The sequence below is a fragment of the Rhodococcus sp. 06-1460-1B genome, from assembly GCF_002258475.1.
Lineage (GTDB): Bacteria > Actinomycetota > Actinomycetes > Mycobacteriales > Mycobacteriaceae > Rhodococcoides > Rhodococcoides fascians.
Genome location: NZ_NOYS01000035.1, coordinates 1 through 16,602 on the forward strand (window position 1 = coordinate 1; position 16,602 = coordinate 16,602).

The window sequence follows — 16,602 nt, forward strand, 5'->3', positions numbered from 1 at the left end:
GTGACCCGGGCATCGAACCCGAGCCACCCCTTTACAACGTCGAACTACCGCTCACACAAAATGCAACAGCCCCCAGAGGGCACCTAACCGCACCACTGCGCGGAGCGCACTCACGCCCGCGACGCGCAGATCAACCCGTCGCCCAGAGGAAGCAGCACCGTCGTCAGGCGCTCGTCCTCGGCGATGGCTCGCGCGGCCGATCGAACGGCCACCGCAGTCGCGTCTCGTTGAGTCGGGTCGGCCACCCGTCCACCCAGCAATGCGTTGTGCAGCACCAGAACTCCGCCGGGGCGTAGCAACCGCACACTCTCGGCGACGAAGTGTGGATGGTCCGCAGGGCTGGCGTCGATGAAGACCAGATCGTAGGTGTCGTCGGCCAATCGGGGGAGTACGTCCAAGGCCCAGCCGTTGATGAGCCGAGTGCGGGACGGCGCAATTCCCCCTGCCCGGAATGCTTCTCGCGCTGCCCGCTGGTGTTCGGGCTCGGTGTCGATGGTGGTCAGTACACCGTCCGCTCGCATCCCGTCGAGCAACCACAGGCCGCTGATTCCCGCGCCCGTTCCGATTTCGACGACAGTCTTCGCGCCGAGCATCTGAGTGAAGATGCTCAGGATGGCACCGACGGACGGCGGCACCGGAGCGGCACCGAGGTCGACGGCTCGCTCTCTGGCTGCGATCAGAACCTCGTCCTCCTGAGCGGAGTCTTCGGCATAAGCGAGCATCTTCTCGGCGTTGGTCGGCACGTCCCGAGGTTATCGTGCCCGGGGCTCGATCTCACGCACACATTCTCAGGTGGGCCTCAGGTGATTCATACCGGACCCACACGCGGGTCGGTCAGGCTATGGAGGAATCGCAGGTCCGTCTCGATTGCGAAGTGTGAGCTGGAACATCCGAGGGTAGTCGTCGGTTGAATCAGAAGGACGTACGCAGTCCTGAGCAGGAGGATCCAACTATTTACAAGATCAACGGCGATCGCGACATCGCACGTCTACCCGAGTCCGTGCCCACCCCCGACGACCTCAGCGGCACCGCAGTGTTCGATGCGACCGGCGAGAACTCCACCATGCCGTCCTGGGACGAGCTCGTTCGCGAACACGGCGACCGCGTCTACCGACTCGCGTACCGCCTCTCCGGCAATGCCCAGGACGCCGAGGACCTGACTCAGGACACCTTCATCCGCGTGTTCCGCTCCCTGTCGAACTACCAGCCGGGAACGTTCGAGGGCTGGCTGCACCGCATCACGACCAACCTGTTCCTCGACATGGTTCGTCGCCGCAGCCGTATCCGCATGGAAGCACTGCCCGAGGACTACGACCGCGTTCCGTCGGACCGGCCCAACCCCGAGCAGATCTACCACGACGCTCGCCTCGACCCGGATCTGCAGTCTGCGCTCGATTCACTGGCACCCGAGTTTCGCGCCGCAATCGTGTTGTGCGACATCGAAGGACTGTCGTACGAAGAGATCGGTGCGACACTGGGCGTCAAGCTCGGAACGGTTCGTAGTCGCATTCACCGTGGCCGTCACGCGCTACGGGAGTACCTTCGAGTGCACGGGAAGGTCGACTCGGGTCACGCAAGTGTCCACTAGCTACGAGGAGGGTTGGATGACGCAGGCACGCAAGCCTCGGCAATTCAGCTCCACCGAACATCTGGCCAGTGAAGCCGTCGCAGCCTACGTCGATGGTGAACTACGAATGCCCGCTCACCTCCGCGCCGCTCACCACCTCTCCGAATGCCCGGAATGCTCGGCCGAGGTCGAGGCGCAGCAGCAGGCGCGTCGAGCGCTCCGCGGAGCGGGCGAGATGCCGATGCCACATTCGCTCCTCGGTTTGCTGAGCCAGATTCCGTCCTGTGCAGGCGAAGACGGGCCCGCTCGATCCAAGCGGTCGTTCATGGCGTCCGTCGAGGCCGTGCGCCGTCGTCGACGCTGACCGCCGCGTTTTCTGCCCGACGAGTCCTCACCTGCATCGAGCTGCCCCGACCGCTCGAGTGATACTGAACTCTCACACCGACGTATGCGAGGGGTAACCGGACGCGTGACATCGAATTCGACCAGCACCGAGACCACAGGCACAGCAGACGAAGGTCCACGGTTGCCGCCGCGTCCGGTCCATCGACCCACCGTCGATCCGGTGTCGGCCTCGGTGTTCGGACGTCCCGATGACGTCGGCGGTTCGTTCTCCCCACGTCGCCCCGACGAACAACTGCCTTCCCGGCTGTCGGTCCGGCCGCCGGACCCCGTCCTGGCCGAGGCCTTCGGACGTCCCGACGACGCCACCGAGTCACTGCAGCGCGACCCCGACGCCGTCGACGAGTCCGACGCCGGCCCCCAGGTCCCGGCCGATCCGTGGCGTGATCCCGCGTCCCGAGTGTCGATGGGCGGCGCGGCCCTCGACACCCCACCACCTCCTGTACTCCCGCCTGGAACCAAGCTCGGCGTGCGCGACGTCTTGTTCGGGCGATCGGTATCCGTGCGGGCGCTCGTCGTACTCGGTGTCCTTGCCCTCGTCATCGGCTTGGTCGGTGGACTGTTCGGCCGCCTGACCGCCGAAGTGACCGGCGCACTGACCAGCCAGAAAGTGACACTGACCCAGTCCAGTGGCGACGACGTCCCACGCGGCCAGATCAGCAAGGTGGCCGACGAGGTCCTGCCGTCGGTCGTCTCGATTCAGGTGACCCTCGGCGAGACCGGAGGCACCGGCTCGGGCGTCGTGATCGACGCCGACGAGGGCTACATCGTGACCAACAATCACGTGATCTCGCTCGCCGCATCCGACGAGGACAAGTCGACCCTCGAAGTCACCTTCTCTGACGGCACCAAAGTGCCCGGACGCATCGTCGGCCGCGACACCAAGACCGATCTCGCCGTGCTCAAGACCGACGTCGGCAACCTCACCGAGGCTCAGCTCGGGCGCTCCGACGACGTCCGCGTCGGCCAGGACGTCATCGCCGTCGGGTCGCCGCTCGGCCTGAACAAGACGGTCACCTCGGGCATCGTCAGTGCGCTCGACCGCCCCGTCGCGCTGTCGGGGGAGGGCACCGACACCAACGCCGTCATCGACGCGGTACAGACCGACGCAGCCATCAACCCGGGTAACTCCGGTGGCCCCCTCATCGACTTCGAAGGTCGCGTCATCGGCATCAACTCCGCCATCCGAAGCGAGAGCGGCGGATCGGTGGGACTGGGCTTCGCGATACCCGTCGACGAGGTCACCGAGGTGGCGCAGGCCCTGATTCGGGACGGCGTCATGCGGCACCCGGATTTCGGGATCAACGCGCGTTCGGTGATCAACGAAACCTCGGCGGGCGCAGAAGTCGCCAACGTCCGGGCCGGTGGGCCGGCCCAGCAAGCCGGAATCGTCGAAGGGGACGTCATCACCAAGGTCGGCGACCGCTCGGTGGGGGACGCGGACGAGCTCGTCGTCGCGGTGCAGGAAACCACGATCGGCCAGGCGGTGCCGGTGCAACTCGTCCGCTCCGGACGGCTGGTGGACCTGTCCGTCACGCCGGTTTCCGACTGACGACGTAGGCTGGCACCCGTGTTCGGCAACATCGGTTGGGGAGAGCTCGTCATTCTCCTCGTAGCAGCTCTGGTCATCCTCGGCCCGGATCGTCTCCCCGGTGCCATCAGCTGGGTGTCGAAATCGCTCCGCCAGGTCAAGGACTACGCCAACGGCGCGAGCCAACAACTCAAGGACGAGCTCGGCACCGACTTCGAGGACCTGCGTAAGCCCCTCGCCGACCTCAACCAACTCCGCGGCATGACACCCCGAGCCGTGATCACCAAGCACCTGCTCGACGGCGACGACTCGATCTTCAAAAATCCGCTGGACGACACCTTCAAAGGCAAGCCCTTCGACACCAAGCCGAAGAACGTCGGCGGGCCCACCCCGCAGAACGGCGTGTCCTCGGGCAGTACATCCGGGGGAGCCGTGTCGATGAGCAAGAACGAACCGAAACTCGCGGCGGGCGATACCCCGCCCATCGACGCGGACGCCACGTAGGCATAGCCCCAACCGGCCCGACGAACCACCCAGTCTGCAGGCTGCGCCCGCCCGACCGCTGCGCCCCCCGTCGGATGAATGTGGGATTCAGTCGCTCTGAGTGCAACAAAGGCGCATTGATCCGCGGCGGGGCGGGCGGCAGGAGTGGGCGGGCCAGTGGCTAGAGCACCTTGTTCAGGAAGTCCTGGGTGCGTGGGTTCTGTGGATTCCCGAACAGCTCGTCGGGTGTTCCCTCTTCGACGATGACGCCCTCGGCCATGAAGATCACTCGATCCGCGACCTCACGCGCGAAGCCCATTTCGTGGGTGACGACCACCATCGTCATACCGCCCTTGGCGAGGTCGCGCAGTACCTGCAGAACTTCGCCGACCATTTCGGGGTCCAGGGCGCTGGTGGCTTCGTCAAACAGCATGATCGACGGGCTCATGGCCAGTGCCCGGGCGATGGCGACGCGCTGCTTCTGCCCGCCGGAGAGGTTGGCCGGCTTGTAGTTCGCACGCTCGGACAGGCCCACTTGTTCGAGCAGTTTCACGGCCGAATCCTTGGCCTGCGACTTCGACATCTTCTTGGTCTCGACGGGCGCGAGCATGACGTTCTCGAGGGCGGTCATGTGTGGGAAGAGGTTGAAGTGCTGGAACACCATGCCGATGTTCTGGCGCACCTTGTCCAGGTCGACGTTCTTGGCCGTGAGGTCGGTGCCGTCGACGACGACCGATCCGGCGGTGATGTCCTCGAGCTTGTTGAGGCAACGCAGGAACGTGCTCTTGCCGGAGCCGGACGGTCCGATCACGCAGACCACTTCACCGTTGGCGATCTCGGCGTCGATGCCCTTGAGAACCGTGTTGTCGCCGAACGCCTTCTGCAGGGCCTTGATCGAGATCTTCGTTCCCGGACCTTTGTCGACCGGCAGGTCCTTGGTCAGTTCGGTGCTCATTTGTTGATCCTCTTCTCGAGCCGGTTCGACAGCTTGGTGAGAGCCATGATGATGATGAAGTACAGGACGCCGACGATCAGCCACATGTTGAACGACTCGAAGTTGCGGGCGATGATCAGACGACCGGTCTGCGTCAGCTCGGCGAGGCCGATGACCGAGAGCAGCGACGTGTCCTTGAGCGTGATGACGAACTGATTGATGTACGACGGGATCATCGTGCGAATTGCCTGTGGCATCACCACTTTTCGCATCGACTTGAGGTAGCTGATGCCGAGGCTGCGCGACGCCTCCATCTGGCCCTTGTCGACGGCGAGGATGCCGCCGCGGACGATCTCGGCCATGTACGCACCGGCGTTGAGCGAGAGTGTGATGATGCCTGCGGTGAACGCGGACATCTGGAAGTTCAGTGCCGCGGGTACGCCGAAGTAGATGAAGAATGCCTGCACCAGAAGCGGTGTGCCACGGAAGATGTCGACGTAGGTGGTTCCGATGCCGCGGAGCACGATGTTGGTCGAGACGCGAAACAGGCCGAAGATGCCGCCGAGTACCAACGCGATGGCGATGGAGATGACGGTCAGCACGATCGTGAGCCACAGACCCTTGAGCAGCAACTGCCAGCTGCTGGCGATCAGGCCGGGGATCGAGGTGTCGGCGGTGGACGCGTCGGCGTTGAGGTAGGTGTCGAGGATTTCGTCGTACTGGCCGTTGGCGCGCAGGTTTTCGAGGCCGGTGTTGAACTGGTCGAGCAACTGGGCGTTGGTGCCCTTGGCGACGGCGAATCCGTAACTGGCACCGGCTTCTTTCTCGGTGACCGTTTTGAAGCCGTTGCCCTGGGTGATGCCGTAGGCGAGAACCGGGTAATCCTCGAAGGCCGCTGCGGAGTTTCCGGTACGCACTTCCTCGAACATGGTCGCGGAGTCGTCGAAGCTGCGGATGGTGAAGCCGTACTGATCGGCGATCGACGTCGCGAACGTCGCACCCTCGGTGCCGTTCTTGACCGCGACCGACTTACCGCGCAGGTCTTCGTAGCCCTTGATCTCGTCGTTCGAATCCAGAATTGCCATCTGGACACCGGAATCGAAGTACGGATCGGAGAAGTCGAAGGTGGCCTTGCGCTCGTCGGTGATCGACATGCCGGCGATCATTCCGTTGAACTGGCCGCTGGTGACGCCCTGGAGTGCGGTGTCGAATCCAACCTGCTCGACGGTGTAGTCGAAGCCCTGGTCGACGGCGATGGCCGCGAGCAGGTCCATGTCGATTCCGACGAGTTTGCCTGTCTCGTCCTGGAATTCGAAGGGCGCGAACGTGGTGTCTGTCGCGATCGAATAATTCTGGGCTGGCGGGGCAGGTTGTGCCGACGCCAGCGCGGGACCGAGTACGGATCCCAGCAGGGTCATCAGCAGTGCGATCAGTACCGGAACGACGACCGGCCTGACCCGATGCGGCTTCTTCATGAAGGCCACTCTCTATCGACAGTAGGATTGAAGGCAAATCATAAGGCTCCAACCCTGTTCCCCGCGTCGTTTGTCGGGTATAAGCGCCTGCCCTACAGTTTCCGAGTTGTGTCGATTCCCAGCGACATTCCCACCAGTCCGCGCTCGCGCACTGCAAGTTTTCCGGCGACCGCCTCGAGTGCTTGTGCCGCAGGCGAATCCGGGTGGCCCAACACGATCGGAGTGCCGGCGTCGCCGCCTTCACGGACGGCGGTGTCGAGCGGAATCTGGCCCAGCAGAGGCACCTTGGCGCCCACGGCCTTGGTGAGGCGATCCGATACGTCCTGTCCGCCACCGGATCCGAAGATATCCATCCGGGTACCGTCGGGCAGCTCGAGCCATGACATGTTCTCCACGACGCCCGCAACGCGCTGACGCGTCTGCAGTGCGATCGCTCCGGCGCGCTCGGCGACCTCGGCAGCGGCTTGCTGCGGGGTGGTGACCACGAGGATCTCTGCGTTCGGAATCAGTTGTGCGACAGAGATTGCCACGTCGCCGGTGCCGGGCGGAAGGTCGAGGAGCAGCACGTCCAGGTCGCCCCAGAACACGTCGGCGAGGAATTGCTGCAAGGCCCGGTGCAACATGGGTCCGCGCCAGACGACCGGCGTGTTGCCCTCGGTGAACTGAGCGATCGAGATGAACTTCACGCCGTGCGCCTGCGGCGGCATGATCATCTTCTCCACCTGCGTGGGTCGCGCGTCGTTGCCGAGCATGCGGGGAACGGAATGGCCGTAGATGTCGGCGTCGAGCACACCCACCGACAGGCCGCGGGCGGAAAGGGACGCGGCAAGGTTGACCGTCACGCTGGACTTGCCCACGCCGCCCTTGCCCGACGCCACCGCGTACACGCGCGTCAGCGATCCGGGTTGCGCGAAGGGAATGACGGGCTCGGCGGAATCGCCGCGCAGGGACTTGCGCAGTGCGGTGCGTTGCTCGTCGTTCATCACGTCGAGTTCGACCGTCACGGTGCCGACCCCGGCGACGTCGGCGACGGCGTTCTTCACGCGATCGCTGATCTCGGTCTTCATCGGGCAACCGGAGGTCGTCAAGTAGATGCCGACGCCGACGGCTCCGTCGGGGGCGATGTCGATGCTCTTGACCATGCCGAGGTCGGTGATGGGTTTACGGATCTCGGGGTCGATGACCTTCGTCAGCGCGGTCCGAACGTCGGATTCGGTCAGTACAGCCATTGCTTCATGCTAGGCGGTGCGCCGACTCCCGATGAACAGCAGGGCAGCTCGATCTAGTGCTGCGTTGAATTCAGTGAATCCGCGGGAGCTGGTCCGAGGAGGGCACGATGCCGGTGGCGTAACCGGCCGACCACGCGAGCACGTTTGCCACGTAGGCCATCGAATTGTTGTAACGCAGGATTGCCCGGGTGGTCGAGGCCAGGTCGCGGGCGTTGGTGCCGTCGTCGCACAGGTACATGCCGGTGGCCAGGGCCGCGTCGTACAGGTTCTGTGGGTCGGAGACTCCGTCGCCGTTGCCGTCGGCGTGGTAGAGGTTCCACGTAGAGGGCAGGAACTGCATGGGGCCGACTGCACGGTCGTACTGGGTGTCGCCGTCGAGCGCGCCGCCGTCGGTGTCACGAATCACCTGATTGCCGGCGAGGGTGCCGTTGAGAACCGGTCCGAGAATGGGCTCGTGCAGTTCGCCCGAGTCGTCGACCTTGCCGTTGTTGGCGTGGGTGGACTCGACGCGGCCGATGCCGGCGATGACGGTCCAGCTGATGCCGCAGCCGGGCTGCTGCTGGGCCAGGATGCGCTCGGCGTTCTTGTAGGCGGAGACGTTGACGACCGGGATCGCGATGGGGCTGACCGCAAGGTTGGTGGGCAGCTCGGGTGTGGGCGGGATCTCGGGAACCGGCGCGGGTGCGGGGACCGGGGCGGGTGTCGGCAGCTCGGCCTGAGCCACCGGCTGCGCCTGCTGGTCCTGGGCGATCGGCTGCGGGGTCTCGACCACGGAGTTCGATTCCTGTGCGGCCGGGGCCGTCTTGGCGGTGACGAACGGGATGTATTCGGTGGCTCCGGCGCTGGTCGCGGCCGTGACGAGTCCCGCGGGGACGAGGCCTGCCAGAGCAATCACCGAGTTCCGTCGAACCTTGGAATTCGATGCTTTTCTGTGACGACCCACGCGCGCTGTACCTCCTGATTTCCCCGGATGATCTCCGGGGCCCGACCTGATGACCGGGATCGAGGGTACCTGATTCGAGACTGTTCCGTTATCGGGCCGTTACCAGGCGCGGAGGGGTGCGCGGTCTATTGCGGGTCGGTCTCGCCCGACGCGTCGTCGGCCAGGCGTGCGGCCGCTTTCTTGCGCGCCTTCTTCGGTGCGTTGGCGGGTTGACCCGTCGCTTGTTCCAGCAACGCCCTGATGTCGTCGAGTTCGCGGCGCAGATAGTCACGGGTGGCGACTTCACCGACGGCGATACGCAGGGCTGCGAGCTCCCGCGCGAGAAACTCGGTGTCGGCCTTGGTCTGCTGAGCCCGCGACCGATCCTCTTCGAGAGAGACGCGGTCGCGATCGTCCTGCCGATTCTGGGCGAGCAGGATCAACGGCGCGGCGTACGCGGCCTGCGTCGAGAAGGCGAGGTTGAGCAGGATGAAGGGATACGGGTCCCACTGCAGATTGACGGCCACGACGTTGAGGAAGATCCAGACGATGACGATGCCGGTCTGAATCGCCAGATAGCGTCCGGTGCCCAAGAACCTGGCGGCTTTCTCACCCGACTTGCCGAGATCGAAGTCGAAGTTGACGTTGAACAGCCGCGAACCGCGCGGCGTGTCCATTCTTTGGCGTGCTGTTTCTTTCACTGTCCGGCCACTTCCTGATCTCGCCAGTCCTCGGGCAGCAGGTGATCGAGGACGTCGTCCACGGTCACGGCCCCGACCAGGTGGTCCTCGTCGTCGACCACCGGGCCGCAGACGAGGTTGTACGTCGCGAAGTACCGCGTCACCGCGGTCAGGCTGTCCTCGGGGGACAGCCGCGGGAGTGCGCTGTCCACGACTCCGCCCACCAGGCTCGCCGGGGGTTCTCGCAACAGTTGCTGCAGGTGAACACAGCCCAGATATGGGCCGGTCGGTGTTGCGGTCGGCGGCCGCACCACGAACACGAGTGAGGCCAGCGCAGGCGTCAGGTCGGGGTTGCGTACCCGAGCGAGGGCCTCGGCCACCGTCGTCGACGCGGTGAGGATCACGGGCTCGGGCGTCATCAGACCGCCGGCGGTGTCGGGGGAGTGCTCGAGCAGGCGGCGCACCGGCGCGGAGTCCTCTGGATCCATCAGTCGTAGAAGCGATTCCGCTTCGGTCTCGGGCAGCTCGCCGAGGAGGTCGGCAGCGTCGTCGGGGTCCATGGCCTCGAGCACGTCGGCACCACGGTCGACTCCGAGGTAGTGCATCAGCTCCACCTGATCGTCGTCGGGCAATTCCTGGACGACGTCGGCGAGGCGCTCGTCGTCCAATGCCCGCGCCACCTCCATGCGGCGCTTGACGGGGAGCTCGCGCATCGCATTCGCCACGTCGGCGGCGCGCAGGTCCTCGAACTGCATCAACAGCTGCGCCACACCCTGGTCGGGCATCGACAGTTCGTTCTGCGTGAGCCCCTGCACGTGCTGCCAGTCGACGACATGGATGGCACCGCGTCGCGCAAGGCGCTGGCGCTGCTTACGCACCGCCACGCGTGCGACCTTCCAGTCTCGAGTTCGGGTGAGCTCGATGCCGAGATCGACGACGACGGAATCGGTGTCGTGCAATTCGTCGAGCTCGGGATCGTCGACGCGGACCTTGGAGTCGAGGATCTGCGCGAACACCAGAATCTCGTTCGCGCGCTGAGTGAATCGGCGCAGACTGACGTTTCCGGTGGTGAGCTGAACGGAGTTGGGCTCGATGCTGGTCACTCGCAGCATCGGGACGAAAATTCTTCGGCGCGTTGCCAATTCGACCACGAGCCCGAGGACTCGCGGCTGTGCCCTGCCCACGCGCATGGAGACCACCACGTCGCGCACTCGCCCGATCGATTCGCCGTCGGGGCCCAGGACGCCGAGGCCGGCGAGCCTGGCCGCGAATACCTTGCTCAGTGCTGCCATGATGGCAAGGTTAGAGGCAGGGCAATACAGCGGGTGAATCAGACAGGGGTAGTGCTTTCGATGGGTGCTTCGGGATTGCGTCGATCGGTACTGGCCGTTCCGGGCAGTTCGGACAAGATGATCGCCAAGGCCAAGGGCCTGCCTGCGGACGCGATCTTCCTCGATCTCGAGGATGCCGTCGCGCCGATCGCCAAGGTCGAGGCCCGCGCACGCATCGTCGACGCGTTGAACTCCGACGGTTGGGGCGATCAGCTCAAGGTCGTGCGCGTGAACGACTGGACGACGCAGTGGACGTACGGCGACGTCATCGACGTCGTCTCCGGGGCGGGTGGAAATCTCGACGCCATCCTGTTGCCGAAGGTCGAGTGTGCGGCGCACGTACAGGCGTTGGATCTGTTGCTCACTCAGCTCGAGAAGGAGCACGGTCTCGACGTCGGGGCCATCGGCATCGAGCCGCAGATCGAGAGCGCACGCAGCCTGCGCAACATCGACGAGATCGCAACCGCGAGCCCCCGGGTGCAGACGTTGGTGTTCGGGCCGGCCGACCTGATGGCGAGCGTCAACATGCGCACCCTCGTCGTCGGGGAACAGCCGGTGGGATACGACACCGGCGACGCCTATCACCACATTCTGATGACGATCCTGCTGGCGGCTCGGACGCACGGATTGCAGGCAATCGACGGACCGTACCTGCAGATACGCGATCTCGATGCGTTTCGCCGGGCCGCGGGACGGACGGCCGGCCTCGGGTTCGACGGCAAGTGGGTGCTGCATCCGACGCAGATCGAGGCGGCCAACGAGATCTTCGCGCCACGACAGGACGATTACGACAAGGCCGAGCTGATTCTCGACGCGTACGAGTTCCACACCTCGGCGGCGGGCGGCGCTCGCGGTGCGGTGATGCTCGGCGACGAGATGATCGACGAGGCGAGCCGCAAGATGGCGCTGGTCGTCTCGGCGAAGGGCCGCGCGGCCGGTCTGACACGCACGACGACGTTCGAGCCGCCGATCTCCTGATCGAGGCGGTTGTCCGAGGGCCGAACAATGGGTGTGACGGTGCCGGAGCGGAGCCTGCAGAAGCGACCAGAAAAGTCCGTTTCGGGGCACAATGGGGGCATGACCAATCCCCTCTCACAGCCGGGCCGCCCAGGGCAAGGACTGCCGACGCCGCCGTCCGGCTGGCCCATCGGTTCCTACCCCACCTATGCCGAGGCGCAGCGCGCAGTCGATTTCCTCTCCGACGAGGAATTCTCGGTACAGGACGTCACCATCGTCGGCGTCGATCTGATGCAGGTCGAACGCGTTCTCGGCCGGCTCACCTGGCCCAAAGTCATTGGCGGAGGCATTGTTTCGGGTGCATGGTTGGGCGTGTTCCTCGGGCTCGTCCTCGGTATCTTCAGCGAGAACATCTTCGGCGCGTTGCTCATCGGCGTCGGCGGCGGCATCATCTTCGGCCTGATTTCGGCGTCCATTCCGTATGCGGCCACCAAGGGTCAGCGTGATTTCGCGTCGAGCATGCAGTTGGTCGCCGGACGCTACGACGTCATCTGCGAGCCCCGGACGGCAGAGAAAGCACGCGACCTGCTCGCCAAACTGTCGATTTGATCACAACGGTTGGACGACCAGGCAACCGACAGGTAACGGAATAGCCCCAAATCGCCCTCGAGGCCAGTGAGTTCGGTTACGTTTCTCTCGTGCACGGCAGTGCCGACACAAGGGCTGCGCGAGTAACCGAACGTACGGAGGCGGGACAGTGCCGAGACATCGTGGTCGTAGGCGTGGAAAAGCAACGAGGATAGGGGTGTTGGCGGCAGCGGCTCTGGTGACGAGTCCGTTGCTCGCAGCGTGTGGTTCGTCCGACAGTTCGGTTCCGGTTCTGAGTTTCTACACTGCCGCAGACGGCGCAGAGCAGTACGCCGCTGCGGCACAGGTGTGTTCGGACGCCTCCAACGGCCGGTATCGGGTGGAGCAGCGAACACTGCCCAAGAGTGCCAACGATCAGCGCCTGCAGCTCGCGAGGCGTCTCGCCGGAAACGACCAGACGTTGGATCTGATGACGCTCGACGTCGTCTGGACCGCCGAATTCGCCGAGGCCGGATGGGCATTGCCCGTCCCGGACGACCTCTCGGCGAAGCTGCGCGACGGGTCCACCCTGGAAGGCCCGCTCGCCACCGCGGAATGGCAGGACCAGCTCTACGCCGTTCCGCTCAACTCCAACACCCAGTTGCTCTGGTACCGGCCCGACGAGGTGCCGGGCGGTACCCCGCCGCAGACGTGGGATCAGCTGATCGACGTGGCCGAGGCCAACGCGGCCGCCGGTAAGCCCGCTCAGATCGGTGTGCAGGCCAAGCAGTACGAGGGCTTCATGGTCTGGTTCAACTCGCTGCTCGAGAGCGCGGGTGGGTCGGTGGTCGCCGAAGACGGAACGACGGTGACACTCAACGACACTCCCGAGCATCGCGCCGCCACCGAGAAGGCCCTCGAGATCATCAAGCGGGTGGCCACGGCCGACGGCCGCGATCCATCGGTCTCGCAGAGCGACGAGGCGACAGCTCGACTCGGCATGGAGTCGGGACGGATGGCCTTCCAGGTCAACTACCCGTTCGTGCTTCCCGGCCTGAAGGAGAACGCCGTCGCCGGGGCAGTGTCGTTCCTCGATCTGGCGAATGTGCCTGCCGATCAGCAGGATGCACGCATCGCCGAGGTCTTCCGCAGTGCTCCGTACCCCGAGGTGAACGCGGGGGAGCCCGCCAAGGTCACCATCGGCGGCTTCAACATCGGCGTCGCGAAGACCACTCAGCACGAGGACCTCGCCTGGGAAGCCGTCGAGTGCCTCACCAACCAGGAGAATCAGCGCAACAACGCCGTCAACGGCGGCGTGCCCCCGGTGCTGAAGTCGCTGTACTCCGATCCGGAGTTCCAGGCCGTCTATCCCGCATGGGAAGGGGTGCTCGGTTCCATCGAGTCCGCGGCAGTGCGGCCCGTTTCGCCTGCCTACCAGAGCATTTCGATTCTGTTGACCGATGCCCTCAACCCGCCGCAGAACATCGATCCGGTTGCCGACGTGGACAAGCTCGCAGAACTGGTCAGCAAGGCCGTCAATTCCGAAGGGTTGATTCCATGAGCGATCCCACCGAATCGCAGCCGCAGCCCGCCGATCGGCAGGCGGCTCTGAAGAACATCTCCGACGGTAAGAAAGCCGAACGACGCCTGGGATTGCTCCTTGTCGCACCCGCGGCGATCCTGATGCTCGCGGTCACCGGCTACCCGATCGTGTACGCCTTCTGGCTCAGTCTGCAGAAGTACAACCTCGCGTTCCCCGAGGATCGCCAATTCGTCGGCATCTCCAACTACGTGACCGTGCTGTCCGACGGCTACTGGTGGACGGCATTCGGCGTCACCGCCGGCATCACGATCATCTCGGTGATCATCGAGTTCATCCTCGGTCTGGCAGTGGCTCTGGTCATGCACCGCACCATCTTCGGCCGCGGACTCGTCCGCACCGTGGTGCTCATTCCGTACGGCATCGTGACCGTCGCCGCCGCGTACAGCTGGTACTACGCCTGGACCCCGGGCACCGGTTATCTCGCCAACCTGTTGCCCGACGGCAGCGCGCCACTCACCGAGCAGTTCCCGTCGCTCGCGATCGTGGTTCTGGCCGAGGTGTGGAAGACGACCCCGTTCATGGCTCTGCTGCTGCTGGCAGGCCTGGCTCTGGTGCCCGACGATCTGCTCAAGGCCGCCGAGGTGGACGGAGCGGGTGGTTGGACGCGGCTGATGCGGATCACCATTCCGTTGATGAAGCCGGCAATTCTCGTCGCGGTGCTCTTCCGCACGCTCGACGCGTTCCGCATCTTCGACAACATCTACGTCCTCACCCGAGGGAGCAACGAGACAGGATCGGTGTCGATTCTCGGTTACAACAACCTGTTCGGCGCGTTCAACCTCGGACTCGGGTCGGCGATCAGCATCCTGATCTTCTTCTGCGTCGCGATCATCGCGTTCGTGTTCATCAAGTTGTTCGGTGCCTCGGCACCGGGATCCGACGACGGAGGCCGCAAGTAATGACCACTGTTACGCCTCGCAAGAAGGTCGGTTGGACGGTCGTCAACGTCCTCGTCCTCCTCTACGCGCTCGTTCCGTTGGCGTGGATCATCAGCCTGTCGTTCAAATCGACGGCCACGATCGCCGACGGAAAGTTCATCCCGCAGTCGTTCACTCTGGAGAACTACAAGGGCATCTTCTCCACCAACCAGTTCACCTCGGCGCTGGTGAACTCCATCGGAATCGGGTTGATCACCACGGTGATCGCCGTCGTGATCGGCACCATGGCCGCGTATGCCGTTGCCCGGCTGGACTTTCCGGGCAAGAAGCTCCTGGTCGGTGCGGCTCTGCTGATCGCGATGTTCCCCCAGATCTCGCTGGTGACACCGCTGTTCGACATCTCGCGCTCGCTCGGTCTGTTCGACACCTGGCCGGGTCTGATCATCCCGTACATCACCTTCGCGTTGCCGTTGGCGATCTACACCCTCTCCGCGTTCTTCCGCGAGATCCCGTGGGAGCTGGAGAAGGCGGCGAAGATGGACGGAGCAACGCCCGCACAGGCTTTCCGCAAGGTCATCGCCCCGCTGGCGGCACCGGGCATCGTCACCGCATCGATCCTGGTGTTCATCTTCGCCTGGAACGACCTCCTGCTCGCCATCTCGCTGACGGCGACGGAACGTTCGGTCACCGTCCCGGCGGCCATCTCGCAGTTCACCGGTAGCTCTCAGTTCGAGGAGCCCACGGGATCGATCGCGGCAGCCGCCGTCGTCATCACGATCCCGATCATCATTTTCGTGCTCTTCTTCCAACGACGTATCGTGGCGGGCTTGACGTCCGGCGCAGTGAAGGGATAACCGTCATGGCCGAAATCGTTCTCGACAAAGTCACCAAGCTCTACCCGGACGGCGCCGCTGCCGTCAGCGACGTCGACATCACCATCGCCGACGGCGAATTCATCATCCTCGTCGGACCGTCCGGCTGCGGAAAGTCCACCACGCTCAACATGATCGCCGGGCTGGAGGACATCTCGTCGGGTGAGCTGCGGATCGCGGGGGAGCGCGTCAACGAGAAGGCACCGAAGGATCGCGACATCGCGATGGTGTTCCAGTCCTACGCGCTGTACCCACACATGACGGTCCGGCAGAACATCGCCTTCCCGCTGACGCTCGCCAAGCTCTCCAAGACCGAGATCAACGACAAGGTCGAAGAGGCTGCCAAGATCCTCGATCTCAGTCAGCACCTCGACCGGAAGCCCGCCAACCTCTCCGGTGGTCAGCGACAGCGAGTTGCGATGGGCCGCGCCATCGTTCGCACCCCCAAGGCCTTCCTGATGGACGAGCCGCTGTCCAACCTCGACGCCAAGTTGCGAGTCCAGACGCGCGCCGAGATCTCGCGGCTGCAGAAGCGCCTGGGCACCACCACCGTCTACGTCACGCACGATCAGACCGAGGCCATGACCCTCGGCGACCGCGTCGTGGTGTTGCGCGGCGGGCTGGTGCAGCAGATCGGTTCTCCGCAGGAGCTCTACGACAAGCCGCGAAACCTGTTCGTGGGCGGCTTCATCGGATCGCCCTCGATGAATTTCGTTCCGGGACAGCTCACCTCGAACGGAGTGTCCACCGCCCTCGGCGACATCGAGATCCCGCTCGAGCGAATGGACGCGATCAAGGCCAAGAACCCGGGCCGCGAGGTGGTCGTCGGTATCCGTCCCGAGCACTTCGAGGACGCGGCACTGATCGACGGCTACCAGAAGATGAGCGGCGCCACCTTCACCGCAACCGTCGACGTGCTCGAGTCCATGGGCAGCGACAAGTACGTCTACTTCACGCTGAAGGGTGCCAAGGTCGAGTCCAGCGAACTCCAGGAGCTGGCCGCCGATGCCGGCATCGCCGATCTCGGTGGCGCACAGGTGGTTGCGCGTCTGGCAGCCGAATCCAAGGCCGCCGAGGGTGGTCAGGTGGAACTGTGGTTCGACCCGGGCAAGATCTCGGTGTTCGACCAGGCGTCGGGTGCGAACCTGACGTTGTAGAGCGCTACGCCCAT

The 16,602-nt window shown here is 64.6% G+C and carries 17 protein-coding genes; 10 read left to right on the top strand and 7 right to left on the bottom strand.

The window, feature by feature from the left end:
- Positions 1-110: 110 nt before the first annotated feature.
- Positions 111-722, bottom strand: a complete 612-nt coding sequence (locus CH268_RS20905; RefSeq protein WP_032365496.1) for an O-methyltransferase — start codon at positions 720-722, stop codon at positions 111-113.
- Between the two features lie 239 nt (positions 723-961).
- Here CH268_RS20905 and sigE point away from each other — a divergent pair, with 239 nt between their 5' ends.
- The 4 genes from sigE to tatB all read left to right on the top strand — a co-directional run bounded on the left by sigE (position 962) and on the right by tatB (position 4,004).
- A complete protein-coding gene (sigE, locus tag CH268_RS20910; RefSeq protein WP_045840779.1) occupies positions 962-1,588 on the top strand; it encodes an RNA polymerase sigma factor SigE in 627 nt (208 codons plus the stop codon).
- A gap of 16 nt (positions 1,589-1,604) precedes the next feature.
- Entirely contained in the window at positions 1,605-1,931 is a 327-nt protein-coding gene (locus CH268_RS20915; RefSeq protein WP_094665828.1) for a hypothetical protein, read from the top strand.
- Between the two features lie 84 nt (positions 1,932-2,015).
- Positions 2,016-3,521: a S1C family serine protease gene (locus CH268_RS20920; RefSeq protein WP_094665786.1), complete on the top strand. Its 1,506-nt coding sequence runs from the start codon at positions 2,016-2,018 to the stop codon at positions 3,519-3,521.
- 18 nt (positions 3,522-3,539) lie between these two features.
- Positions 3,540-4,004 carry a Sec-independent protein translocase protein TatB gene (gene tatB / locus CH268_RS20925; RefSeq protein WP_094665787.1) on the top strand — a complete coding sequence of 155 codons (465 nt, stop codon included), beginning with the start codon at positions 3,540-3,542 and terminating at the stop codon, positions 4,002-4,004.
- A 160-nt stretch (positions 4,005-4,164) separates the two neighbouring features.
- On the opposite strand, the gene CH268_RS20930 is transcribed toward tatB, so the two are convergent.
- The 6 genes from CH268_RS20930 to CH268_RS20955 all read right to left on the bottom strand — a co-directional run bounded on the left by CH268_RS20930 (position 4,165) and on the right by CH268_RS20955 (position 10,515).
- The gene (locus tag CH268_RS20930) at positions 4,165-4,938 is read right to left on the bottom strand and encodes an amino acid ABC transporter ATP-binding protein (RefSeq protein WP_094665788.1); all 774 of its coding nucleotides are present in this window, start codon (positions 4,936-4,938) and stop codon (positions 4,165-4,167) included.
- Positions 4,935-6,392, bottom strand: a complete 1,458-nt coding sequence (locus CH268_RS20935) for an amino acid ABC transporter substrate-binding protein/permease (RefSeq protein WP_027498046.1) — start codon at positions 6,390-6,392, stop codon at positions 4,935-4,937. The genes CH268_RS20930 and CH268_RS20935 overlap by 4 nt, the downstream gene beginning before the upstream one ends.
- Before the next feature lie 92 nt (positions 6,393-6,484).
- A complete protein-coding gene (locus CH268_RS20940; protein WP_032365383.1) occupies positions 6,485-7,621 on the bottom strand; it encodes an Mrp/NBP35 family ATP-binding protein in 1,137 nt (378 codons plus the stop codon).
- A 70-nt stretch (positions 7,622-7,691) separates the two neighbouring features.
- A complete protein-coding gene (locus tag CH268_RS20945; RefSeq protein WP_176458016.1) occupies positions 7,692-8,564 on the bottom strand; it encodes a lytic transglycosylase domain-containing protein in 873 nt (290 codons plus the stop codon).
- Between the two features lie 125 nt (positions 8,565-8,689).
- The gene (locus CH268_RS20950) at positions 8,690-9,220 is read right to left on the bottom strand and encodes a DUF1003 domain-containing protein (protein WP_045840756.1); all 531 of its coding nucleotides are present in this window, start codon (positions 9,218-9,220) and stop codon (positions 8,690-8,692) included.
- Between the two features lie 20 nt (positions 9,221-9,240).
- Entirely contained in the window at positions 9,241-10,515 is a 1,275-nt protein-coding gene (locus tag CH268_RS20955) for a magnesium transporter MgtE N-terminal domain-containing protein (protein ID WP_027498042.1), read from the bottom strand.
- A 60-nt stretch (positions 10,516-10,575) separates the two neighbouring features.
- Here CH268_RS20955 and CH268_RS20960 point away from each other — a divergent pair, with 60 nt between their 5' ends.
- The 6 genes from CH268_RS20960 (at position 10,576) to CH268_RS20985 (ending at position 16,588) form a co-directional block, all read left to right on the top strand.
- On the top strand, positions 10,576-11,532 hold the full coding sequence (locus CH268_RS20960) for an HpcH/HpaI aldolase/citrate lyase family protein (protein ID WP_094665790.1): 957 nt from the start codon (positions 10,576-10,578) through the stop codon (positions 11,530-11,532).
- Positions 11,533-11,631: 99 nt separating this feature from the next.
- Positions 11,632-12,120: a general stress protein gene (locus CH268_RS20965; RefSeq protein WP_027498040.1), complete on the top strand. Its 489-nt coding sequence runs from the start codon at positions 11,632-11,634 to the stop codon at positions 12,118-12,120.
- Between the two features lie 196 nt (positions 12,121-12,316).
- Complete coding sequence (locus CH268_RS20970; RefSeq protein ID WP_048315910.1) at positions 12,317-13,639, top strand: ABC transporter substrate-binding protein; 1,323 nt, start codon at positions 12,317-12,319, stop codon at positions 13,637-13,639.
- Complete coding sequence (locus tag CH268_RS20975; RefSeq protein ID WP_027498038.1) at positions 13,636-14,580, top strand: carbohydrate ABC transporter permease; 945 nt, start codon at positions 13,636-13,638, stop codon at positions 14,578-14,580. The genes CH268_RS20970 and CH268_RS20975 overlap by 4 nt, the downstream gene beginning before the upstream one ends.
- Complete coding sequence (locus tag CH268_RS20980) at positions 14,580-15,413, top strand: carbohydrate ABC transporter permease (protein ID WP_027498037.1); 834 nt, start codon at positions 14,580-14,582, stop codon at positions 15,411-15,413. Before CH268_RS20975 ends, CH268_RS20980 begins: the two co-directional genes overlap by 1 nt.
- 5 nt (positions 15,414-15,418) lie before the next feature.
- Positions 15,419-16,588: an ABC transporter ATP-binding protein gene (locus tag CH268_RS20985; protein ID WP_032375493.1), complete on the top strand. Its 1,170-nt coding sequence runs from the start codon at positions 15,419-15,421 to the stop codon at positions 16,586-16,588.
- The last annotated feature ends 14 nt before the right edge of the window (positions 16,589-16,602 follow it).

Bases quoted from the DNA above. Each gene is read 5' to 3' on its own strand.
- CH268_RS20955 (WP_027498042.1), bottom strand. From the start codon at position 10,515: ATGGCAGCACTGAGCAAGGTATTCGCGGCCAGGCTCGCCGGCCTCGGC.
- CH268_RS20985 (WP_032375493.1), top strand. From the start codon at position 15,419: ATGGCCGAAATCGTTCTCGACAAAGTCACCAAGCTCTACCCGGACGGC.
- CH268_RS20965 (WP_027498040.1), top strand. From the start codon at position 11,632: ATGACCAATCCCCTCTCACAGCCGGGCCGCCCAGGGCAAGGACTGCCG.
- CH268_RS20920 (WP_094665786.1), top strand. From the start codon at position 2,016: ATGCGAGGGGTAACCGGACGCGTGACATCGAATTCGACCAGCACCGAG.
- CH268_RS20950 (WP_045840756.1), bottom strand. From the start codon at position 9,220: ATGGACACGCCGCGCGGTTCGCGGCTGTTCAACGTCAACTTCGACTTC.
- CH268_RS20975 (WP_027498038.1), top strand. From the start codon at position 13,636: ATGAGCGATCCCACCGAATCGCAGCCGCAGCCCGCCGATCGGCAGGCG.
- CH268_RS20935 (WP_027498046.1), bottom strand. From the start codon at position 6,392: ATGAAGAAGCCGCATCGGGTCAGGCCGGTCGTCGTTCCGGTACTGATC.
- CH268_RS20930 (WP_094665788.1), bottom strand. From the start codon at position 4,938: ATGAGCACCGAACTGACCAAGGACCTGCCGGTCGACAAAGGTCCGGGA.
- CH268_RS20940 (WP_032365383.1), bottom strand. From the start codon at position 7,621: ATGGCTGTACTGACCGAATCCGACGTTCGGACCGCGCTGACGAAGGTC.
- CH268_RS20960 (WP_094665790.1), top strand. From the start codon at position 10,576: ATGGGTGCTTCGGGATTGCGTCGATCGGTACTGGCCGTTCCGGGCAGT.
- CH268_RS20905 (WP_032365496.1), bottom strand. From the start codon at position 722: ATGCTCGCTTATGCCGAAGACTCCGCTCAGGAGGACGAGGTTCTGATC.
- CH268_RS20980 (WP_027498037.1), top strand. From the start codon at position 14,580: ATGACCACTGTTACGCCTCGCAAGAAGGTCGGTTGGACGGTCGTCAAC.
- CH268_RS20915 (WP_094665828.1), top strand. From the start codon at position 1,605: ATGACGCAGGCACGCAAGCCTCGGCAATTCAGCTCCACCGAACATCTG.